This window comes from Sphingobacterium sp. UME9, assembly GCF_014170215.1.
GTDB lineage: Bacteria > Bacteroidota > Bacteroidia > Sphingobacteriales > Sphingobacteriaceae > Sphingobacterium > Sphingobacterium paramultivorum.
In genome coordinates this window covers 295,161-317,356 of record NZ_LZZP01000005.1, presented here as the reverse complement: position 1 = coordinate 317,356, position 22,196 = coordinate 295,161, and the positions used below count along the sequence as shown (strand labels likewise).

General features: G+C 41.3%; 18 protein-coding genes. 4 read left to right on the top strand and 14 right to left on the bottom strand.

Annotation, left to right across the window (positions count from 1 at the left end):
* Positions 1-86: 86 nt before the first annotated feature.
* The 4 genes from A9970_RS09935 to A9970_RS09920 all read left to right on the top strand — a co-directional run bounded on the left by A9970_RS09935 (position 87) and on the right by A9970_RS09920 (position 6,093).
* Entirely contained in the window at positions 87-1,907 is a 1,821-nt protein-coding gene (locus A9970_RS09935; protein ID WP_259655365.1) for an aryl-sulfate sulfotransferase, read from the top strand.
* Positions 1,908-1,938: 31 nt separating this feature from the next.
* Positions 1,939-3,114 (top strand): glycosidase, encoded by a 1,176-nt coding sequence (locus tag A9970_RS09930; protein ID WP_182982179.1) that lies wholly within the window; start codon positions 1,939-1,941, stop codon positions 3,112-3,114.
* Between the two features lie 153 nt (positions 3,115-3,267).
* Positions 3,268-4,167: an endonuclease/exonuclease/phosphatase family protein gene (locus tag A9970_RS09925; protein ID WP_182982178.1), complete on the top strand. Its 900-nt coding sequence runs from the start codon at positions 3,268-3,270 to the stop codon at positions 4,165-4,167.
* A 42-nt stretch (positions 4,168-4,209) separates the two neighbouring features.
* Positions 4,210-6,093 carry a sodium:solute symporter family protein gene (locus tag A9970_RS09920; protein ID WP_182982177.1) on the top strand — a complete coding sequence of 628 codons (1,884 nt, stop codon included), beginning with the start codon at positions 4,210-4,212 and terminating at the stop codon, positions 6,091-6,093.
* Positions 6,094-6,218: 125 nt separating this feature from the next.
* Here the strand turns inward: A9970_RS09920 and A9970_RS09915 are convergent, their stop codons facing one another.
* The 14 genes from A9970_RS09915 to atpC all read right to left on the bottom strand — a co-directional run bounded on the left by A9970_RS09915 (position 6,219) and on the right by atpC (position 22,195).
* Positions 6,219-6,734 (bottom strand): DUF2911 domain-containing protein, encoded by a 516-nt coding sequence (locus A9970_RS09915; RefSeq protein WP_182982176.1) that lies wholly within the window; start codon positions 6,732-6,734, stop codon positions 6,219-6,221.
* A gap of 251 nt (positions 6,735-6,985) precedes the next feature.
* Positions 6,986-8,233 carry a threonine ammonia-lyase IlvA gene (ilvA, locus tag A9970_RS09910; RefSeq protein WP_075994373.1) on the bottom strand — a complete coding sequence of 416 codons (1,248 nt, stop codon included), beginning with the start codon at positions 8,231-8,233 and terminating at the stop codon, positions 6,986-6,988.
* Between the two features lie 212 nt (positions 8,234-8,445).
* Positions 8,446-9,609: a 2-isopropylmalate synthase gene (locus tag A9970_RS09905; RefSeq protein ID WP_120335010.1), complete on the bottom strand. Its 1,164-nt coding sequence runs from the start codon at positions 9,607-9,609 to the stop codon at positions 8,446-8,448.
* Between the two features lie 41 nt (positions 9,610-9,650).
* On the bottom strand, positions 9,651-10,724 hold the full coding sequence (gene leuB, locus A9970_RS09900) for a 3-isopropylmalate dehydrogenase (protein WP_159727357.1): 1,074 nt from the start codon (positions 10,722-10,724) through the stop codon (positions 9,651-9,653).
* 177 nt (positions 10,725-10,901) lie between these two features.
* Entirely contained in the window at positions 10,902-12,380 is a 1,479-nt protein-coding gene (locus A9970_RS09895; protein WP_182982175.1) for an ATP-binding cassette domain-containing protein, read from the bottom strand.
* Entirely contained in the window at positions 12,374-12,964 is a 591-nt protein-coding gene (leuD, locus tag A9970_RS09890; RefSeq protein ID WP_075994369.1) for a 3-isopropylmalate dehydratase small subunit, read from the bottom strand. Before leuD ends, A9970_RS09895 begins: the two co-directional genes overlap by 7 nt.
* A gap of 10 nt (positions 12,965-12,974) precedes the next feature.
* Positions 12,975-14,372 (bottom strand): 3-isopropylmalate dehydratase large subunit, encoded by a 1,398-nt coding sequence (leuC, locus tag A9970_RS09885; RefSeq protein ID WP_153844270.1) that lies wholly within the window; start codon positions 14,370-14,372, stop codon positions 12,975-12,977.
* 134 nt (positions 14,373-14,506) lie between these two features.
* On the bottom strand, positions 14,507-15,988 hold the full coding sequence (ilvC, locus tag A9970_RS09880) for a ketol-acid reductoisomerase (protein ID WP_088163107.1): 1,482 nt from the start codon (positions 15,986-15,988) through the stop codon (positions 14,507-14,509).
* A 45-nt stretch (positions 15,989-16,033) separates the two neighbouring features.
* Positions 16,034-16,498: a DinB family protein gene (locus tag A9970_RS09875; protein WP_220801573.1), complete on the bottom strand. Its 465-nt coding sequence runs from the start codon at positions 16,496-16,498 to the stop codon at positions 16,034-16,036.
* Positions 16,499-16,512: 14 nt separating this feature from the next.
* A complete protein-coding gene (ilvN, locus tag A9970_RS09870) occupies positions 16,513-17,103 on the bottom strand; it encodes an acetolactate synthase small subunit (RefSeq protein ID WP_070570155.1) in 591 nt (196 codons plus the stop codon).
* 8 nt (positions 17,104-17,111) lie between these two features.
* Positions 17,112-18,854 (bottom strand): biosynthetic-type acetolactate synthase large subunit, encoded by a 1,743-nt coding sequence (gene ilvB / locus A9970_RS09865; protein ID WP_153844269.1) that lies wholly within the window; start codon positions 18,852-18,854, stop codon positions 17,112-17,114.
* Between the two features lie 119 nt (positions 18,855-18,973).
* The gene (gene ilvD, locus A9970_RS09860) at positions 18,974-20,674 is read right to left on the bottom strand and encodes a dihydroxy-acid dehydratase (RefSeq protein ID WP_153844268.1); all 1,701 of its coding nucleotides are present in this window, start codon (positions 20,672-20,674) and stop codon (positions 18,974-18,976) included.
* Positions 20,658-21,548 carry a branched-chain amino acid transaminase gene (locus tag A9970_RS09855; RefSeq protein WP_075994363.1) on the bottom strand — a complete coding sequence of 297 codons (891 nt, stop codon included), beginning with the start codon at positions 21,546-21,548 and terminating at the stop codon, positions 20,658-20,660. Before A9970_RS09855 ends, ilvD begins: the two co-directional genes overlap by 17 nt.
* Before the next feature lie 398 nt (positions 21,549-21,946).
* Positions 21,947-22,195, bottom strand: a complete 249-nt coding sequence (gene atpC / locus A9970_RS09850; RefSeq protein WP_120335003.1) for an ATP synthase F1 subunit epsilon — start codon at positions 22,193-22,195, stop codon at positions 21,947-21,949.
* Between the last annotated feature and the right edge of the window lies 1 nt (position 22,196).

The window sequence follows — 22,196 nt, the reverse complement described above, 5'->3', positions numbered from 1 at the left end:
CACAGTTGAGTGTTAGTTTTTTCCGGTAGGGGAGTAGATGCCTCTGCCGGAATACTTTTTGAAATTTCTTTTAAACAATAATATGTATGATTGCAGTACAACGGATGGGTAGATTTTTCACTACTTTGATTTTGCCACTTATAGGCTTTGTTCTGTTGTTTTTTTCCTGTAAGAAAGATCGGGAAACAACGAATGAATTATCTTCCAAGCTGGCATTGACATCCAAAATCGATGCTGGAGAATTGTTGCTTGATGTCAATCAACATACACTAGAGTATGTTTTCAACTTTGAGAAGGGAGCCGTAAATGTCCCCGTAAAGGATATTCTCAAGATAACTTCTGATCTGGCACATTGGCGTACAAAACTCTCCTTTAGCGACGGATCGGAGGTGGAGGTACCTACCAAAGGTACTTCGCTCGATTTTATTGTTGAAAATATTAAACTCGATCCTTCGGGTTATAATCCACTGTCGGCCATGGTAAATGTATGGTTACCGACCTATGGTCGAGTACGGGTGACTGTGCATGGTAAGCATGGCAAATTGGGTGCCATTACGCATTTATGTAACGATGATACACCACGTCAAAACGTACCGATATTAGGCTTATATGCCGATTATGATAATGTGGTCGATCTTGCTTTTACTGACCAGGAAGGCAACGAGCGCGGTAGCACAACGATACATATTATCACACAAGCTCTAACAGTACAAGACTTTCCCCAATGGAAGATTGTCAAGGGGCAAACCGAGAAAATGGAACCTGGGATCAATTTGGTGAGTTATCCCGGTCAGAGTGAGTTAGATACTTCTTTACCTTATATGATTGATAACGAGGGGGAATTGCGTTGGTTGTTGCTGTTGAAAAAATCGCCTGATTTACAGAAGTTTTCCGGATCGATAGGTCTTAAGCGGACCAAAAAAGGGACCTTTATTTCGGGTGACCAGTCGCAACAACGTGTTGTTGAAATTGATCTTTTTGGAAATCTGATCAATCAGTGGGATCTGGGGAAACTGGGGTATGGATTTCACCATGAGGTTAGTGAAGCTGCCAATGGTAATTTCTTGATCAATGTAACCAAAGTTGCGGCACGTTTAACTAATGGCGAACCGCGTATTAACGACTTTATCATCGAATTGAACCCCCAAACAGGTGTCTTAGTCAATGAATGGGATCTTGCCAAGCAACTGGATACAACGCGTTATATCAAGCCCGATGGTATTACACCACCGGCCTTCTCGCAGAGTCCAAATAATTGGGCACATAATAATTCAATTACAGAAATTGGCGAAGATTTATTGGCCACGGCACGTTATCAGGGGATTTTCAGTTTTAATCATTCGGGAGTGACGCAATGGATTATATCGCCCCATAAAAATTGGGGAGCCAAATATCAGACCTTGTTGCTAAAGCCAATTGCCGAAGATGGCACTGCAATTACAGACCCAGCAGTGATCAATGGAGATGCTGCGGTTGCAGGTTTTGACTGGCCTTGGGGGCCACATACACCTGTCGCGTTGAGCAAGGATCGTATTTTGGTTTTTGACAATGGGTATAACCGGCAATGGAAATCAAATTTTGCTCCCGGGGTGAAAAGCTTTAGCCGGGTAGTGGAATATAAGGTTGACCTGACCAATAGAACGGTACAGCAAGTATGGTCTTATGGAAAAGATCGTGGCACGCAAGGCTTTTCACAGGCCATATCGGGCGTACAATATTTGGGGCAAACTGGACATGTTTTATTTTGTCCGGGTATGGGGGTAGCAACTTCTATTGGTTCGGGCGGACGTGTTGTGGAGATTGATCCGAAAACAAAAGAAGTGATATTTGATCTTGAGGTCGCTACTGGTAGCGGTACGGCATTCCATCGTGTGACCCGTATGCCACTTTATCCCGAAAACTTGTAAAGTAACTATTTTTTTGAACTGAACTAAATTTATGGCCGAATCATTTGAACGTCAGCAAGCTTATATTATCGAATCACAACGCTTATTATTGGAGAGAACTAATGTTGAACTGTCTAATCAAGGAAAAATTGTTAAGCGTTATTTATATCCTGTTGTTACCAAAGAACATATCCCGTTGACCTGGCGTTACGATTTTAATCCCTTGACAAACCCTCTTTTTCTAGAGCGAATCACCTTCAATTCAACAATGAATGCGGGGGCACTCTATTGGCAAGGAAAGTATCTGTTGTTTGTTCGGGTTGAAGGGGCTGATCGGAAATCATTTTTTGCGATAGCAGAAAGTGAAAATGGGGTGGATAATTTTCGTTTTTGGGATCAGCCATTGGTACTTCCGGATTTGGATAAAGAGGAAACAAATGTATATGATATCCGGCTGACTGCTCATGAAGACGGTTGGGTGTATGGTATTTTTTGCAGTGAAAAACGCGATGCCGCAGCTGCTCCGGGGGATCTCTCCAGCGCCGTTGCTTCAGCAGGGATCATTCGATCAAAAGATTTGAAGCACTGGGAGCGTTTACCCAATCTGAAAGCGAGCAGTCAACAGCGAAATGTCGTATTGCACCCCGAATTTGTACAGGGGAAATATGCCCTCTATACACGACCACAAGATGATTTTATCCTAGCAAAACGTGGAGGTGGAATTGGATGGTCATTGATTGATGATATTAAAAATGCCGTTGTTGTTGAAGAACAAATTATCAACAAACGTTTTTATCATACGATTAAAGAGCTGAAAAATGGTGAGGGCCCTGCGCCTTTAAAAACGGAGAAAGGCTGGCTACACCTTGCCCATGGCGTACGGGGGACGGCAGCAGGGTTACGTTATGTGCTCTACCTTTATCTCACCAGTCTGGATGATCCAAGCCAATTGATCGCCGAGCCTGCTGGTTATCTGATGGCTCCGGAGGGAGAAGAACGGATCGGTGATGTTTCCAATGTGTTGTTTTCTAACGGTTGGATCATGAATCCCAATGGCATGGTTTATATCTACTATGCATCGAGTGATACACGAATGCATGTTGCTGTATCCTCGGTTGACCGGCTTTTGGATTATTGTCTAAATACAGCATCCGACGGTTTGCGCTCGGCAACCTCGGTTGACAATGTCCTCCAGCTTATTGGTCGCAATGCGCTATATGTTATGTAATCTGGAATTTGTTCCCGAAACGGTGTGAAACGGGCCTGATAATAGGATGTGAAAATTGAAAGCCGGTCTCCTATTCTAGATCGGATAGCCCGGCTTGTTGTTAGTTATAAAGGCTTATTGTTAGTTATAAAATCGATATTTAGGAGTATACAAATGAAAGATCTGATCAAGTTTTATGGAGTGATTGCTTTACTCTTGCTGTGTTTGACAGTGAAATCTCAGGCCGATCAACCGCTAAAGATAATATCTTATAATATCTGGAATGGATTTGAGCATACGAAAGCAAGATCGGATAAATTTGTCCATTGGATGGAACGACAGCAACCGGATATTGTTGCTTTGGAAGAACTGGTCGATTTCAAACAGGCCGATCTTCAACAGCTGGCCGAATCCTACGGACACCACTACAGCGTCTTACTCAAGGAGAAGGGCTATCCAGTAGGGATTACATCTCGCTATCCGATTACCCTGATCAAAGCCCAGGTGGATGAGTTTTGGCATGGTATGCTGCATGTTAAAATTAAAGATATTGACATTATAGTCACACATTTCAGCCCTTTTTCCTGGAAGTATCGATTAAAAGAAGCACAGCAGATTGTGGATTATATCAAGAGTAATTCCTTGAATAACTGTATGATCATGGGGGACCTCAATGCTTATTCTCCATTGGATGCAATTTGGCTGGAACACAAAGCACAACTGAGAAAGAATTTATCGAATTGGGATCAAGCGCATCCAGAATATGGCAATATGCGTGGCCAGCGTTTTGACTATAGTGTGCTGTCGACTTTTATTGCTGCAGGTTTTGATGATTGTATCGGACGTACTGTATTTCCAGAAAATAAGCGGGTCAGTTTTCCTACAGCAACAATATATGGCTGGAATTGGGGCGACAGCCGATTAGCAGAAGTGTCGGAAAGACTTGATTATATCTTATTGTCGGAGCGATTGTCGCCTTTGGTTCAGCAGGTCGAAGTGCACAATGGTCCTGATCTCGAAGGAATATCAGATCATTACCCAGTTTCGGTCGTGATTGGCCAATTGGAGAAGTAGAAATATAATTGTAGATTGCGGTTGACCACGAGAAGAATATTCATGGAACTTTCCGTAATAGATATAGTGATCATTGTCTGTTATTTGCTGACGATGATTGTCATTGGCCTGATTCTTAAAAAGCGAGCTTCTAAGGATCTCGACTCTTATTTCTTGGGAGGGAAGTCACTTCCTTACTATATGCTTGGTATTTCTGATGCATCGGGGATGTTCGATATTTCGGGCACAATGTGGATGGTTTATCTTGCCTTTGTCTATGGCCTCAAGAGTATGTGGATTCCTTGGTTATGGCCTGTCTTTAATCAGATTTTCCTGATGGTTTACCTTTCAGTATGGCTGCGGCGTTCAAATGTTTTGACGGGAGCTGAATGGATCCGAACCCGTTTTGGACATGGTAAGGGTGCAGATGGAGCTTACACCATTGTCATTCTATACGCTATTGTAGCAGTATTGGGTTTTCTATGTTACGGCTTTATCGGAATCGGTAAATTTATGGAGGTATTCTTCCCCTGGGAACAGCTTTCGCGGTTCATTCCCTTAACTATTGACCCGATGTATGTTCCCCAATTATACGGCATGTTTTTTACTGCTATCACGACATTTTATGTCATGCTTGGCGGCATGCATAGTATCGTTTGGGCAGATATGGTGAAGTTCGCTATCATGATTGTATCCGGCATTGCAATCGCAGTGATTGCAATGCAGCAGGTAAGTCCTGAATTGTTGGCCGCCAATACTCCTGAGGGATGGGACTCTCCCTTCTTTGGCTGGCATTTGGATATGGACTGGAGTAACGTACTCCCTTCTATTATGGACAGAATAGCCGATGATCAATACAACCTGTTTACCATATTTGTGATGATGATGCTTTTCAAAGGTATTTTCATGAGTATGGCTGGGCCCGCGGCAAACTATGATATGCAAAAGATTCTTGCTTGTAGGTCACCAAAAGAGGCCGCATTAATGAGCGGTTCGGTATCTGTTATCTTGCTGATCCCGCGTTATCTGATGATCATGGGTTTTACGGTGTTAGCGCTTGTGTTCTTTCGGGATGAGTTTACAGCAATGGGAAGCCATATGGATTTCGAGATCATCTTACCCAAAGCAATTAGTCGTTTTGGGAAGGTTGGATTGACAGGTTTACTATTGGCGGGACTTCTGGCTGCTTTTATGTCTTCTTTTGCTTCAACGATAAATGCGGCGCAAGCGTATTTGGTCAATGATGTCTTGCTGAAATTTTTTTATCGTTCGGCTTCGCCTAAAAAACAGATTCGTTTGAGTTATATTGTTTCTGTTTCTGTGGTTGTCTGTAGCACGATCATCGGATTATATGTCCAAAACATCAATTCGGTGCTGCAGTGGATCGTTTCGGCACTCTATGGTGGATATATTGCCGCGAATGTGCTTAAGTGGCATTGGTGGCGATTTAATGGGACGGGATTTTTTTGGGGAATGTTGACTGGTATATTCGGCGCAATTATTCTGCCTCAGTTTTTCCCACATACTTTGCCGCTTTATTATTTCCCCTTTTTGTTTGTCCTATCGTTATTAGGTTGCTTACTTGGAACTTGGTTATCTAAGCCAACTGAGGAATCTGTGTTGGTTGATTTTTATGTTCGTGTTCGCCCATGGGGCTTTTGGGGGCCAATTCACCAAAAAGCATTGCAGAAATACCCTGATCTTAAAAGAAACGATCACTTTAAGCGTGATTTATTTAATGTTGGGGTGGGGATTGTATGGCAATGTTGTTTGACATTGATCCCGATGTATATTGTTATTCAACAGGGACAGGGCTTATTGACCAGTGTACTGATATTGGGTATTACCACACTGATTCTTAAAAAGAACTGGTATGACAAGATGTGCCGCGATGAGGCTGAATACGATGCTTTTATGATAAAATACGGAATGAATAAAGCGGATTGATAAGTAATTAAGTTCTTAAAATAGGGCTGAAAGAAGCGAAGAATCATGTAATCGGACGGCCCGTTGTTTGATTAAAAAATCGTTCACTCGTACCGTACCGATTACATTGATGATGGGTTTTGCGTTTAGTTGCTCACTTTAACCGTAAATGGAACTACATACTGTCCCCACTCCAAAGAAATAGCTCCTTGTGGAGTCGCATTGATCTTAAACTGTTCCTGTGAATTGCTTGCTGTGGCATTGCTAACAGAAACACGTAGGGCATCTTCGTTGGCATCATATTTTGTTCCCCACTGATTCCACACTTTATTAAACATAATTGTTGTTTCGTGTTCCCCAGGGATACTGTAAAGACCATATTTTCCAGCGGCTAATTTCTTGCCTTCAACCAATACATCTTTATTAAATTCGATGGTGGTCGCTTCATTCGCTCCAGTACGCCATACAATGCCGATAGGGGCGATATCAACACCAAGCTGACGGCCTTTCAAAGAAGGGCGGCTATAGTTAATGTCGATCGTGACACCGTCGGTGGTGGTTACTTTGGTGTTGTCTGGAGGACTCGGGCGTTTACTTTTGTCGGTCTGGGCAAAGGTAAGTTGACCTATTAAGGTCAGGATTGTTAAAATTAGTACTCTCATTTTTCGTATATTATTGATTAAACAATTAAACTTAGATAAATTACTTTTTATATGCAATATGCCTTTGGCCAAATAAGATAATTTATCGATCTCTTCTCAGCTATTGAATATCTTTTAATAAAGGAAATATAAGATTTTTTAAGTTATGGAATTGTTAGTTTTTTTTGAAGACTTTGGGTGAGGTATTTTGGTTATATAAACGAGAAAAGCCAGGATATGAATCATTGGCTTTTTCCGTTTATACCTATTATTTAAACAAGATATTCAAATAGTGTCTGGTCTTTGTTGATTTCAATGACATCAAACTTATATTCTTTCATGCGTTCAATCAATGTTTCGTAATCCTCAGGCTTGTTGAGCTCAATGCCGACTAGCGCTGGACCTCTTTCGCGTTCTGTTTTTTTGATAAACTCAAAACGGGTAATATCATCCTTAGGTCCCAATACTTCAGAAACGAAGAGTTTTAATGCACCTGGGCGTTGTGGGAAACGAACGATAAAATAATGTTTGTACCCTTCGTAAAGCAGAGACAATTCTTTGATTTCACTCATGCGGTCTATATCGTTGTTTCCACCGGATATGATGCAGACGACTTTCTTGCCTTTAATTTCATCTTTGTGAAATTCAAGAGCAGCTACCGATAAAGCACCCGCGGGCTCAACGACAATTGCATCCTTATTATACAGCTCTAGGATACATGTACAGATCTTTCCTTCAGGAATAGAGCGTGTATCATCCAACAATTGTTTCGCAATTTCAAATGTCGTTGCACCGATTTTTTTAACAGCGGCTCCATCAACAAATTTGTTGATATGCTCGAGCTCGATCGGTGCGCCATGTGTCAAGGCCGCTTGCATAGAAGGAGCTCCTTCGGGTTCAACACCATAACATTTGATCGCTTTGTTTTTACTCTTCAGGTAATAGCTCGCTCCCGCGGCAAGTCCACCGCCACCAATTGGGATAAATATGGCATCCATATCGGGAAGATCTTGTAGAGCTTCAACGGCCACAGTACCCTGTCCTTCCACAACTTTGAGATCATCAAATGGCGGGATGAAAGTCATACCATGTTCTTCTGTGTAAGCCAGCGCCGCTTTTTGACAGTCATCAAAAGTGTCTCCTGTCAAGATAATCTCTACATTACCGTTACCCCACATTTCCGTTTGTGAGATCTTTTGGCGTGGTGTAGGACCCGGCATAAATATCACGCCTTTGATGTCGAGTTTATTGCAGGAGAAAGCAACGCCTTGGGCGTGGTTACCTGCACTCGCACATACAACGCCGCGTTGTCGCTCTTCCGCTGTTAAGGAGATAATTTTATTGTAGGCACCGCGTAATTTATAGGAACGTACGACTTGTAAATCTTCCCGTTTGAGATAGACTTCGGCACCATATTTTTCGGATAGATGCCGATTATATTGAAGCGGTGTTCTGTTGACCACAGACTTGATGCGGTCAAGTGTAGCTTCTGAATTGATGTTTAAGGTTGATAGATTCATTGTTAGATGATTGCCTAGTTAAGGTAGCAAATAAAACGCAGATATTCGCTGTTATATGAGAGATTCTACCTATACAGTGTTTAAATTTAGTTGATTTTGATTGGAAGATCGTCTGAACACATGCTAAAATAATAATCAGCTATGTGTCATTTGTATCCTTTAAAAAAAATGTACTTATGATAAAAAAAGGCTGCATCTGCAGCCTTCCTTTTTTATATTTTTTCCTGGATGAGGCTTTTTAGGTCATCATCACAAATATTTTTCTTTTCGTCGGCTAAAACCAAGAAGCGTTGATAGCAATCTGCTAAATCATCTTTTTCAAGATGGAAGCCTAAACGCTCCAAATGGTGTTTAAGGGCATGTCTTCCTGAACGTGCAGTTAAAATAATATCAGCTTCAATCAAACCAACATCTTCTGGTCTGATGATCTCATAGTTTTCGCGGTGTTTTAGGAAACCATCTTGGTGAATACCCGAGCTATGGGCGAAGGCATTACGGCCAACGATTGCTTTATTCGGTTGGACAGGCATATTCATCATTTCACTTACCTTGCGCGATAAGTACGTAAACATGCGGCTATCGATGTTTGACGTTAAGCTTCCAAACGACTGGTTGTGCACCTTAAGGATCATGGCTACTTCTTCAAGCGACGTGTTTCCGGCACGTTCGCCGATACCGTTGATCGTACATTCTACCTGACGGGCTCCGTTTTGTATGGCAGCGATAGAATTTGCTGTTGCAAGTCCTAGGTCATTGTGACAATGTGCCGAAATAATTGCCTGATCGATATTGCGTACATTTTCCTTTAGGTAGTTGATTTTTGAACCATATTGGTCCGGTAAACAATAACCGTTTGTATCAGGGATGTTGACCACCGTAGCACCAGCCGCAATCACCGACTCAACCATTTTAGCTAGAAATTCCAAGTCTGCGCGACCAGCATCTTCTGCATAAAACTCGACATCTTCTACATAGGATTTGGCGTGTTTTACAGCCGCAACAGCACGTTCTAAAATTTCTTCTCTTGTGCTGTTGAATTTATATTTGATATGCATGTCCGAAGAACCAATACCGGTATGGATACGTGGGCGTTTGGCATATTTTAATGCCTCGGCAGCTACGTCAATATCGTTTTGATTGGCACGGGTCAATGCACATATAATAACATCATTCACCGCTTTAGATAATTCTACCACCGATTGAAAATCACCAGGGCTAGACACTGGGAAACCGGCTTCGATAATATCTACCCCTAGTTTTTCCAAGTCTTTAGCAATCTCAATTTTCTCTGGAGTAGTTAATTGGCAGCCTGGTACCTGTTCGCCATCACGTAAGGTGGTGTCGAAAATGTAAAGATGATTAGGATCGTGTAACATAATTTCTTAATTCAAAAGATTTACAAATTAAAAAGGGTATACTATTTAATAAACTCCAATACTTTTTCACCCATTTCCTGAGTACCTAAGATTTTTGAAGCTTCAGTGCTGCTGTTGGCAATATCACCGGTTCTCCAACCAGCTTTTAATGTTTCAGCAACAGCATTGGTAACAGCTTTAGCTTCGTCCTGTAGACCAAAGCTAATATCAAGCATCAAGGCTGCAGATAAAATTGAAGCAAGTGGATTTGCTTTATTTTGACCAGCGATATCGTGTGCTGAGCCGTGGATAGGTTCGAAGAAGCCTGTGCCATCACCTACGGAAGCAGAGGCCAACATACCCATTGAGCCTGCGATTTGTGACGCTTCGTCTGTCAAGATATCACCAAAAAGATTGGCTGTCAATACCACATCGAATTTCTTCGGATTTTTAACCAATTGCATGGCTGCATTATCGATAAACATGTGCTCGGTTTCAACATCCGGATATTCTTTTGCGATTTCCTGTACAACTTCTCTCCACAGGCGGGATGTTTCCAATACATTGGCTTTATCAACAGAGCATAATCTTTTGTTACGTGTGCGTGCTGCATCATAAGCTTTACGTGCGATACGTTCAACCTCGTAACGATGGTAGTTCATCAGATCTGACGCAAAGGTGTTGTCCTCATTGCGGTTTTTTTCACCAAAATACACATCACCTGTCAATTCACGGAAGAAAAGGATATCTGTACCTTGAAGAATTTCAGGCTTTAAACTCGAAGCATCCAATAACTCGTCGAATAAAAGGATTGGACGAAGATTTGCATAAAGACCTAGTTCTTTACGGATTTTCAACAAGCCTTGTTCAGGTCTTACTTTAGCAGAAGGATCATTATCATACTTGATATGGCCAATGGCGCCGAAAAGGATAGCATCAGAAGCTTTTGCTTTCGCTAATGTTTCATCAGGAAGAGGGTTGCCCGTAGCTTCAATTGCAGTATGGCCCATGATAGCTTCATCAAAGCTGAATTCATGACCATAATTTTCACCGATTTTTTCTAAAACTTTTTTACCCCAAGTTGTTACTTCTTGGCCGATGCCATCTCCAGGTATGATTAAAATATTTTTCTTCATTGTATTTTTAGTATTGAGCTATCAGCGATATGTATATTGAAACTTTGGAAGATAGGCCTAAGCCCTATTGTATTGTCTTTATTTTTGACTTTTGATTTCCAGTGTTTTGCCGATAGCTTGATTCTCTTTTTATTTTTTTGTTCTTGTTTTCGAATTAATTCAAGTTTTCCATATTTTTTATGTTGATAAAGCTTCTTTTTTGTGGATAACTTCGGATACAGCCTTTACTTCTCCTTTTTCCAACACGATTTTATTGTCAATGCACGTTGGTAGTTGTGTCTGGAAGTGCCCTACATAAATGAGCGTCTGGCCACTTTTACTGAGGTCATCAATGACATCGTTGAAATACTGGGTCTGCTCTTTATCTAAGCCCTGACAAGGTTCGTCCAAAATCAGCAATTCTGGATGCTTCACGATCGTGCGAGCCAATAGGACCAAACGTTGTTGGCCTAATGGTAACGACCCCAAGGTTTTGTGTTTAACCTCTTTAAGGTCAAAAAAATGGAGAATTTGCTCGAGCTTTTGCTGTTGTTCAAATCCTAATCGCTGGTATAGGCTCATGGAATCAAAAAATCCAGAAGCAATAGTCTGCCCAACGTTGGCATTCATATCATAGTACCAATGCAATTCTGGCGATATAATACCCAAATGTTCCTTGATATCCCAAATGCTTTCTCCAGATCCTCTTTTTTTGCCAAAAAGATGGATGTCGTTGGCATAGGCCTGTGGATGATCGCCGTTGATTAAACTGAGCAACGTGGATTTTCCTGAACCATTATGCCCTTGTAGCAACCATTTTTCGCCGGCTTTTACTTCCCAGTCAATATTCTTTAAGACTTGTTTTTCGCCATAGGAGATATTGATCTTGTTCATTTTTACCATGATCGGAGAAGTTACTTCAGGGGCTCGTTGCAGAAAATAGGGGAGTGCCTTTCTTGTGCGGGGCAATCCTCTGGATAGCTCATTGCTATTTTGGCGAATAACAATCTTACCATGCTGGATCTCCGCAAAACGATTGATACATTCCGGTTGTTCGTCATCATTACTTATCAACAACAAGGTAACTCCTTTATCCGCAAGCTGATCGAAAATCTGATTGAGATCTTCCCGAGACTGTGCATCTAGTCCTGTATAAGGCTGGTCGATAATGAGCACCTGAGGTTGAAGCCACAAGGCCTTGATCAATTGCAGTCTTTTATGTTCGCCACTCGAAAGTTCAATCAATTGCTGATCTTTGAAATTTTCGAATCCAAAAATGTTCAGGTAAGAACGTACGTTTTCAAAAGAAAGCTGTTCTTCTTGCGCAAAATGTTTCAACTCAGCAAAAACCGTTAATGTATCGTTTTTTGCAAATTTGTTGTAGCGCTGTTGGTAATAGAAATTGCGATCGCCTTCAAGATTGGTAAACTGAAACCAATTGGAAACGTAGTGAATTTTTGCCGGCAGTGGGCTCGTTGGATCAAGGTGGAATGTGATCTCGCCTTCATACTTCAATTGCCCGGCAATCGCTTTTGCAAGTGTGGTTTTTCCTGTACCGCTCGGACCGCCTAAGATCCATTGCTCGCCAGGAAAAATTTGCCAATTTAAGTCGTGCAGTACGGTATCTTTACCGTACTGAATGGTTAAATTGGCAATATGGACGACAGGATCTACCATTGTCTGTTTGCTTCAAATGCTTCGATTGAATCTTTCTGGTTAAGGATAAAATCAATGTCATCATATCCATTGATCAAACATGATTTTTTGTATGGATTGATTTCAAACTCAAATTGATCACCTGTCTCTGTCAACATGACTGTTTGTTTTTCAAGATCAACGATAATGGCTGTTGTCGGATTTTGGTGCACCAATTCGAAAATTTTTGCCAAAAACTCTTCGGGTACCTGAATCGGTAATACACCATTGTTAAGGGCATTTCCTTTGAATATATCGGCAAAGAATGAGCTGATGACCACATCAAAACCATAGTCTTGAATAGCCCATGCGGCATGTTCGCGGCTTGAACCACAACCAAAGTTCTTACCGGCAACCAATATTTTCCCTGTATAGGTCGGGTTGTTCAATACAAAGTCAGTTTTGGGCTGATTGTCTGTATCAAAACGCCAGTCGCGGAATAAATTATCACCAAAACCTTCGCGCGTAGTTGCTTTTAGAAAGCGTGCGGGAATAATTTGATCGGTATCAATATTTTCGATAGGTAGAGGGACTACCTGTGACGTTAAAGTTTCAAATTTTTTCATTTTTTTCTGCTTAGATCAACTCTCTTACATCTGTTACTTTACCTGTTACTGCCGCTGCTGCTGCTGTCAAAGGAGATACCAGCATGGTGCGGGCATTCGGTCCCTGACGCCCTTCGAAATTTCTATTTGAAGTCGAAACACAATATTTACCAGCAGGGATTTTATCTTCGTTCATACCTAAACATGCCGAGCATCCTGGTTCACGTAACTGGAATCCTGCCGCTTCAAATATTTTATCCAAGCCTTCTTCTTTAGCTTGTTTTTCTACTTGTTTTGAACCTGGTACAATCCATACTTCAACGTCTTGTGCTTTTTGCTTGCCTTTAACGAATGAAGCTACTTCACGTAAATCTTCAATACGGGAATTGGTACAACTTCCGATGAAAACATAATCAACACGGTTGCCTAAGACTGTTGAATCATCTTTAAAGCCCATGTAATCCAATGCTTTTTGGTACGATGGTCTTTCTGATTCCGGTTGTGCGATAGTTGCTGGGATATGCTCCGCGATACCCATACCCATGCCAGGGTTGGTGCCATAAGTAATCATTGGCGCAATGTCTGCAGCATCAAAAGTCAACACTTTATCAAAGATGGCATCTTCGTCAGAATACAATGTTTTCCAGTACGCTAGGGCTTGATCCCATTCCTCACCTTTTGGTGCGAATTCACGGCCTTCTACATAGTCGAAAGTGATCTGATCCGGAGCTATTAAGCCTCCGCGTGCACCCATTTCGATACTCATGTTACAAATGGTCATACGTGCTTCCATGCTTAATGAACGGATTGCTGAACCGGCATATTCAATAAAGTAACCTGTACCGCCCGCAGCAGAGATTTTGGAGATGATATATAGGATGATATCTTTTGCCCCAACACCTTTTTGAAGGGTACCGTTGACTTCAATTTTCATTGTTTTTGGCTTCGACTGCAATAAACATTGTGTTGCGAAGACCTGTTCAACCTGAGAGGTTCCAATACCAAAAGCAATAGCTCCAAAAGCACCATGTGTTGAGGTATGACTATCGCCACAGACCATCGTTTTACCTGGTAGGGTGATACCCAGCTCCGGACCAATAACGTGTACAATCCCTTGGTATGGATGCCCCAAACCATATAATTCAATACCAAATTCAGCGCAATTTTTGGTGAGCATATCAACTTGATAACGGGATAGCTCTTCTTTGATCGGTAAATGTTGATTGAGTGTCGGTACGTTGTGGTCGGCAGTAGCTACCGTTTGCTTTGGACGAAAAACTGGGATTCCTCTTTTACGCAAGCCATCGAAAGCTTGAGGTGAAGTAACTTCATGAATCAAGTGGGTGTCGATATATATAATATCCGGAAACCCTTCTTCACGCTTGACGACGTGAGCATCCCAAATCTTTTCTACTAATGTTTTTGACATTTTTTAATCTCTCTTATGTTATTTTTATATGAATCAAGGTGATATTGTAAATGTCTCAATATCACCTTGATTTCAATATACTAAATTACGAAATATTCATGATTTTTGGAGCATGTATAATTTCGTATGGACTTTTAAACAGTTTTGATCGCTTTCATTGCAGTCATCGCTTTACGCAATTTGCGACCAACGATTTCTACAGGGTGATCGCGCAGAATTTCATTGATGACAACCAATTGTGCGTTATCAACTGCAGCATCTTTGTTGTCGTTAAAGTTTTTACCGACTAAATCCGTATCAACAGTTTTCATGAAGTCTGCCAACAAAGGTTTACAAGCTTGGTCGAATAGGTAACAACCGTATTCTGCTGTATCAGAGATAACACGGTTCATTTCGAACAACTTCTTACGAGCGATTGTGTTAGCGATCAATGGTGTTTCGTGCAATGATTCGTAATATGCTGATTCTGGTTTGATACCTGCTTCAACCATTGTTTCGAACGCCAATTCAACACCTGCACGGATGAAAGCAACCATTAGCGTATAGTTGTCGAAGTACTCTTGTTCGTTGATTTTAACATCACCAGCAGGTGTTTTTTCGAATGCAGTTTCACCTGTTTCGGCTCTCCATTTCAATAAATTTGCATCACCATTTGCCCAATCTTCCATCATGGTCTTGCTAAAGTGACCTGACATGATATCATCTTGGTGTTTTTGGAATAAAGGACGCATAATATCCTTCAATTCTTCAGAGATCTCAAATGCTTTTACTTTTGCGGGATTGCTCAAACGGTCCATCATTCCGCTCACACCACCATGTTTCAAGGCTTCCGTAATCACTTCTACACCGTATTGTACCAATTTGGATGCGTAACCAGCTTCGATGCCTTTCTCGATCATTTTGTCGAAAGACAAGATCGATCCTGTTTGCAACAATCCACAAAGAATCGTTTGCTCACCCATCAAATCTGATTTTACCTCAGCTACGAATGAAGATTTCAATACACCAGCCTTGTGTCCACCTGTTCCTACACAGTACGCTTTTGCTTCAGCCCAGCCTTTTCCTTGTGGATCATTTTCCGGGTGAACAGCGATCAAGGTAGGAACACCAAAACCACGAAGGTATTCTGCACGAACCTCAGAACCTGGACATTTTGGAGCAACCATGATGACAGTAATATCTTTACGGATCTGCATACCTTCTTCAACGATGTTGAAACCGTGTGAATACGATAACGTAGCGCCTTCTTTCATCAAGGGCATTACAGCGTTGATTACTGAAGTATGTTGTTTATCTGGAGTCAAGTTGATAACTAAATCCGCAGATGGGATCAATTCTTCGTAAGTGCCTACGTTAAAGTTGTTGTCCGTAGCGTTTTTCCAAGAATCTCTTTTTTGTTCAATAGCTTCTTTACGCAAAGCATAAGAAACGTCCAGTCCGCTATCTCTTAAGTTTAAACCTTGGTTCAAGCCTTGCGCACCACATCCTACGATTACGATTTTTTTACCTTTTAAAGCATTTACACCATCCGTGAATTCGGTGTTGTCCATGAATTCAGCGTGACTTAATTGTTCTAACTGCTCTCTAAGCGGTAAGGTGTTGAAATAATTTGCCATTGTTTTACTTTCTTTCTGTTATGGGTTGTTGATTATTTATTTTAATTATTGTACTAATCTGCGTTGAGCCATTGCGTAACCGAAATGAACGTTATCGTGTCCTGATGTCAGGGCTATAACTTCTTCAATGGTATCCATTGGATAGCCATAGGTTGCTGTTGAAAAAGAGGTGATTTCTCCGAAAACACCGTTTTCATAGTCAGCAGCAATTTGCTCAATACTGCGGATTGCAATTTCTTTCAATTCATCAACCTCTGCTTGTTCAACAAAGCGGGTTGGCTTGGTATCTTTTTTATAATCTTCGTTATAGTTCACCCAAGTCGTATCGGCCTTGATTCCTGTACGGACATAAACCAAGGTCTGTGTACTGACGACAATGTGGGCAAAATTCCAGATGATATTGTTGTTAAATCCCGCGGGAATTTTGTTAAGCTGTTCAATGGAAAGACCGTCAAGTAATTCAATGAATTTTTGACGTGACTTTAAGATAAATTTAAATGTCTCTTGCATAATACTATTAAAGCTTACATCGTAAATACGTCATCTCTTTTGTCGAGATACTCGTTTTCTACAATTTCTATCGATGGTTCCTTGGCTTCAAACTGAACCAATTTGGAATGGAAACCTGCACTATCTTTAATGATGGCGATACGTGCGCCACGGACAAATTCGATCAAACCATATTTGGTCAATTCTTCTGTCAACTTATCGATCTCCTCGCGGTGACCTGCAGTTTCAAAGACGATATAGTCGTTGCGGATCACAACAACATTGGCGCCATATTGACGTAATAAGCGTTCTACATATACCTTTTCATTGACAACATCCGCAGGCACTTTATACAGCGCCTGTTCTTGCCAGATCACTTCATCATTAGTGTTGTAATAGGCCTTGAGGATATCAATCTGTTTTTCCAGTTGACGACAAAGCTTACGCAAAACATCTTCAGCCTCCGTGATTACGATGGTAAAACGATGTATTCCTTCTACTTCAGAAGGAGAAGTATTCAAGCTTTCAATATTGATTTTTCTTCTTGAAAAAATTGTTGAGATCCGACCGATAAGACCGATTGAATTCTCTGTATATAGGGTGATGGTATATTCTTGTTTTTCCATGTTAAATTCTACTTTAAACGTATCTCAGATACCGATGTTCCTTGTGCAACCATTGGAAATACATTGTTTTCCTTACCTACCATCACTTCCAATAGATATGCTCCGTCGTGATCAATCATGGTTTTCAGGGCATTACGTAGGTCTTTACGTTCCGAAATCTTCTGACCGTCGATGTAATAGCCTTTCGCTACTGCAACAAAGTCAGGACTCGTGATATTCACGAATGAATAACGTCTGTCGTGGAACAATTGCTGCCACTGGCGTACCATGCCCAAGAATTCATTATTGAGGATCATGATTTTGACTTTTGCGCCAAATTGCATAATCGTTCCGAGCTCCTGGATCGTCATTTGTATACCACCATCACCGATGATTGCTACGACAGTTTTCTCTGGAGCACCGTACCAGGCACCGATTGCTGCCGGAAGACCAAAGCCCATCGTTCCTAAGCCCCCTGAGGTTACATTCGATTTGCTGTTATTGAATTTAGCATAGCGACAAGTTACCATTTGGTGTTGACCGACGTCCGTTGTAATGATTGCATCACCACCTGTCAATTCATTCAATACGTTAATCACTTCACCCATGGTCATGATATCAGTTTGAGGATGAAGCTCATTTTGGATGACTTCTTTGATTTCTTCTTTTTCAAGTTCACGGAATTGTGCAAGCCAAGCGGAGTGATCCACGGCCGTTACCAATTCTGTAAGCATCGGAAGAGTTTCTTTACAGTCTCCCCATACAGGTACGGTTGTCTGTACGTTTTTGTCAATCTCTGCCGGGTCTATATCCAAATGGATTACTTTTGCCTGTTTGGCATATTTGTCCAAACGACCTGTTACACGGTCATCGAAACGCATACCGATAGCAATTAAAACATCACATTCGTTTGTCATCACGTTTGGCGCATAGTTACCATGCATTCCGAGCATTCCTACATGGAGTTTGTGATCCGTTGGAAGTGCACTTAACCCCATTACGGTCGCTGCCGATGGAATTCCTGTCTTCTCGATAAAAGCTTTGAACTCTTCTTCTGCTTTCCCCAAGATGATGCCTTGTCCAAAAAGAACAAACGGTTTTTTTGCATTGTTGATTAACTCGGCTGCCTGCTCAACATATTCTTTACGAACTTGTGGTGCAGGTCTATAGCTACGAACGTGGTTGCATTTTTCGTAACCGAAGTAATCGAACAATTGTAGCTGTGCATTTTTAGTGATATCGATCAATACCGGTCCTGGACGACCTGTGCTGGCAATATAAAATGCTTTTGCGAGTGCAGCTGGAATTTCAGTTGCGTCGGTGACTTGGTAGTTCCATTTTGTGACTGGTGCCGTGATATTGATGACATCTGTTTCCTGAAAAGCATCTGTTCCCAATAGTGAAGCAAAGACCTGACCTGTGACACAGACGATAGGGTTACTATCGATCATGGCATCAGCCAGTCCAGTAACTAGGTTTGTTGCTCCAGGACCACTTGTCGCAAAGACGACGCCTGTACGACCTGAAGTTCTTGCATAACCTTGCGCCGCGTGGATTCCACCTTGTTCATGGCGCACTAAAATATGCTTCAGACGATCCGTATAATCATAAAGGGCATCATAGATCGGCATAATTGCGCCTCCAGGATAACCAAATACGGTATCAACTCCTTCGCTCAATAAGGCCTCCAATACAGCTTTCGATCCCGAAATTTGTGTCGGAGTTTGCTGCGCTGTAGCGGCCTTATTTTCTGTTATTTCCAGTGTACTCATTACGTTGATTTTTTTTATTGTTGATTATTCAGTCTTTTTAGTATTTAGATATTAGATCTGAGACATTAAGCGTCGATTGTTTAGGTCTCTATTTGCTTAATGTCTCTGTTTTTTATTTTCTACTGATCCGTTACACAGCCTTCTGAGGCATCGGCAACAGTTTTAGCGTATTTGTATAAAACTCCTTTGTTAACTTTTAACGCTGGTTGGACCCAAGCGGCACGGCGTTGCGCGATCTCTTCATCGGAAAGCAGTACATTGATACTGTTATTCACCGCATCGATCTCGATAATGTCATCATCATTGACAAGACCGATCAATCCGCCTTTGTAAGATTCTGGTGTGATATGTCCTACGACAAAACCATGTGTTCCACCTGAGAAACGGCCATCGGTGATTAAAGCAACAGATTTACCTAGACCCGCGCCGATTATCAGTGACGTAGGTTTAAGCATTTCAGGCATGCCGGGTGCTCCAACAGGACCTTCATTTTTGATCACGACAACATCTCCTTTTTTGATTCTGCCAGATGCAATACCGGCCACTAAATCGTGCTCTCCGTCGAATACACGTGCAGGGCCAGTGAATTTTTCACCTTCTTTGCCGGAGATCTTGGCAACAGAACCTTTCTCTGCTAAGTTCCCGTAAAGAATCTGTAAGTGTCCTGTAGCCTTGATTGGATCGCTCAATGGTTTGATGATCGGTTGATCATATTCCATGATTGATTTAACATCAGCCAAGTTCTCAGCGACCGTTTTTCCTGTTACCGTGATACAGTCGCCATGAAGTAAACCCTCATTTAAAAGATATTTCATAACAGCAGGAGTTCCACCGAATTGCTGAAGATCTTGCATTAAGTATTTACCGGACGGTTTAAAGTCCGCTAATACAGGGGTTTCGTCACTCATGCGTTGGAAGTCGTCTTGCGTGATGTCTACGCCTACGGCTTTGCCTATTGCAATAAAGTGAAGTACAGCATTGGTACTGCCACCCAAGATAACAATGGTACGTAGCGCGTTCTCAAATGCTTTACGTGTCATGATATCAGAGGGCTTGATATCTTTCTCAAGTAATGTGCGGATATGTTGACCTGCCTCTAAACATTCATTTTTCTTTTCTTCCGAGATCGCTGGATTGGAAGATGAGTATGGTAAGCTCATTCCCAAGGCTTCAATTGCCGAAGCCATGGTATTTGCAGTATACATTCCGCCACAAGCACCAGCACCAGGGCAGGTATGTTTGATAATGCCTTCATAGTCTTCATCGGAAAGATTTCCGCAGATGCGTTGTCCCAATGCTTCAAATGCAGACACAATGTTTAATTCTTCACCTTTATAGTGGCCTGGAGCGATAGTACCGCCATATACCATTAAAGAAGGACGGTCCAAACGAGCCATTGCCATAATTGCACCAGGCATGTTTTTGTCACAGCCAGGAATAGAGATCAAGCCATCATAATATTGTCCACCACAGATCGTTTCGATACTATCAGCGATCACATCACGACTTACCAACGAATAACGCATCCCATCGGTACCGTTGCTCATACCGTCACTGACGCCAATGGTTCCAAAGGTCAAACCCACTAAATCATTGTTCCAAACGCCCTTCTTGACGATTTGTGCCAAATCATTTAAGTGCATATTACACGTATTACCATCATATCCCATGCTGGCAATACCGACCTGTGCTTTGTCCATGTCGGCATCCGTAAGACCGATACCATAAAGCATTGCTTTTGCAGCAGGTTGCGTTTCGTCTTGTGTAAATGTACGGCTGTATTTGTTCATTCCGTTTTCGCCGTTAGATGATGACTTCATAATTTTCGTTCTCTAATACTAAATTTTTATATCTTCTTTGGATTGATGCACCTATGCTGTGTTCCCAGGCTTCTTTGTAGATGACATCATCGACTTGTTTGATTCCGATAATTTCTGCCGCAGTCCCGCATAAGAAAGCGCTGTCAGCAGTGTAAATGTCTTCTATCGTCAACTGCTTTTCAATGACTTCGAAGTTTAATTTTTTACAAATGTTTTTTACAGTCTGGCGTGTAATGCCCGGGAAGATATTCTTCACTGGTGGCGTATAGATTTTGAAATCCTTTTCGATGAAAATATTTTCACTGGATGCTTGGGCAACGTAGCCTTCGTGGTCGAGCATTAACGCTTCGTCGTAACCCTTCCTGATGGCTTCTGTTGTCGCAAGGATGGAGTTTACATATTGCCCAGAGATCTTCGAGTCAATTTTAAACGACTTCGGATTAGGTCTTTTGATATCAGAGATACATACCTTTAATAGGTTTTGACCAAGATATGGTCCCCATTCCCATGCTGCCATCATGATGGTTGCTTCGGTTGATGAGGTTAGGTGCATATTTGAACCGGTCAATACCAATGGACGTATATAAGCTTCTCTTAGGTTGTTGTTGGCCAGGAGCTCATAACAGATGTCGATCAGCTCTCGGTTGCTCCAACGATAGGGAATATTAACTGCTTCACACGATCTCTTTAAGCGATCGAAATGCATGTCAGCTTTAAAGATACGTGGTCCATTGTGGGTATTATACGCACGTAAACCATCGAACACTGCATACCCATAATGCAGTGACTGTGCAAAGGGATCCAATGCAGCTTCGGAAGCTTTTACAAAAGCTCCATCTAAATAGATCAACGTGTTTTTATCGTAATATTTCATAACCCAAAATTTACCTAATTATAATAGTTCCCTTTGTTGTAATATTGGTGGTAAATCATGCTATCTCAAGCTTCTATAAAAACTTTCGAATTTCATTTCCTCAAGGTAGCAGGAATTACAATAATTGGCAATAGGTAAAGTACTAATTTTGTATTTAGAATAAAATTTTATTAAATCTGTTTTTGTAAAATTTTATTTTTCAGTAACTCGTTTTATTCGGTTTTATATTTTGTTAGTCGTATACCATATTTAAAATTGGTCTACAGGGTCAAAAAATTATTTTTTGTTACAATGGCCAATTTTCTTCCTAAAATGAAGAAAATGTCAAAAAAACTTTAAAAAAAAAGCTTCCGATATTTCTATCGGAAGCTTTTTAGATTTTATAAAATCGATTTGATTTAATCTCCGATAATTCCTTCAGCAAGCACGGTAATGACATTGTCTTTTGCTTCCACAACACCACCTTTAATGAACACTTCTTGTCCACCTTTACCTTGTTGAATAATTACTTTTCCATCTTCCAAAGTAGAAACAATGGCAGCGTGGTCTTTCAAAATTTGAAAAGAACCCGCAGTGCCCGGTACAGTAACTGAAGTTACTTCGCCTTCGAATGCTAATTTGTCTGGAGTGATAATTGTTAATTTCATT

What these genes read in the sequence shown, in the direction of transcription:
- A9970_RS09935 (WP_259655365.1), top strand. Translation starts at nt 87, where the DNA reads ATGATTGCAGTACAACGGATGGGTAGATTTTTCACTACTTTGATTTTG.
- A9970_RS09930 (WP_182982179.1), top strand. Translation starts at nt 1,939, where the DNA reads ATGGCCGAATCATTTGAACGTCAGCAAGCTTATATTATCGAATCACAA.
- A9970_RS09925 (WP_182982178.1), top strand. Translation starts at nt 3,268, where the DNA reads ATGAAAGATCTGATCAAGTTTTATGGAGTGATTGCTTTACTCTTGCTG.
- A9970_RS09920 (WP_182982177.1), top strand. Translation starts at nt 4,210, where the DNA reads ATGGAACTTTCCGTAATAGATATAGTGATCATTGTCTGTTATTTGCTG.
- A9970_RS09915 (WP_182982176.1), bottom strand. Translation starts at nt 6,734, where the DNA reads ATGAGAGTACTAATTTTAACAATCCTGACCTTAATAGGTCAACTTACC.
- ilvA (WP_075994373.1), bottom strand. Translation starts at nt 8,233, where the DNA reads ATGAATCTATCAACCTTAAACATCAATTCAGAAGCTACACTTGACCGC.
- A9970_RS09905 (WP_120335010.1), bottom strand. Translation starts at nt 9,609, where the DNA reads ATGTTACACGATCCTAATCATCTTTACATTTTCGACACCACCTTACGT.
- leuB (WP_159727357.1), bottom strand. Translation starts at nt 10,724, where the DNA reads ATGAAGAAAAATATTTTAATCATACCTGGAGATGGCATCGGCCAAGAA.
- A9970_RS09895 (WP_182982175.1), bottom strand. Translation starts at nt 12,380, where the DNA reads ATGGTAGATCCTGTCGTCCATATTGCCAATTTAACCATTCAGTACGGT.
- leuD (WP_075994369.1), bottom strand. Translation starts at nt 12,964, where the DNA reads ATGAAAAAATTTGAAACTTTAACGTCACAGGTAGTCCCTCTACCTATC.
- leuC (WP_153844270.1), bottom strand. Translation starts at nt 14,372, where the DNA reads ATGTCAAAAACATTAGTAGAAAAGATTTGGGATGCTCACGTCGTCAAG.
- ilvC (WP_088163107.1), bottom strand. Translation starts at nt 15,988, where the DNA reads ATGGCAAATTATTTCAACACCTTACCGCTTAGAGAGCAGTTAGAACAA.
- A9970_RS09875 (WP_220801573.1), bottom strand. Translation starts at nt 16,498, where the DNA reads ATGCAAGAGACATTTAAATTTATCTTAAAGTCACGTCAAAAATTCATT.
- ilvN (WP_070570155.1), bottom strand. Translation starts at nt 17,103, where the DNA reads ATGGAAAAACAAGAATATACCATCACCCTATATACAGAGAATTCAATC.
- ilvB (WP_153844269.1), bottom strand. Translation starts at nt 18,854, where the DNA reads ATGAGTACACTGGAAATAACAGAAAATAAGGCCGCTACAGCGCAGCAA.
- ilvD (WP_153844268.1), bottom strand. Translation starts at nt 20,674, where the DNA reads ATGAAGTCATCATCTAACGGCGAAAACGGAATGAACAAATACAGCCGT.
- A9970_RS09855 (WP_075994363.1), bottom strand. Translation starts at nt 21,548, where the DNA reads ATGAAATATTACGATAAAAACACGTTGATCTATTTAGATGGAGCTTTT.
- atpC (WP_120335003.1), bottom strand. Translation starts at nt 22,195, where the DNA reads ATGAAATTAACAATTATCACTCCAGACAAATTAGCATTCGAAGGCGAA.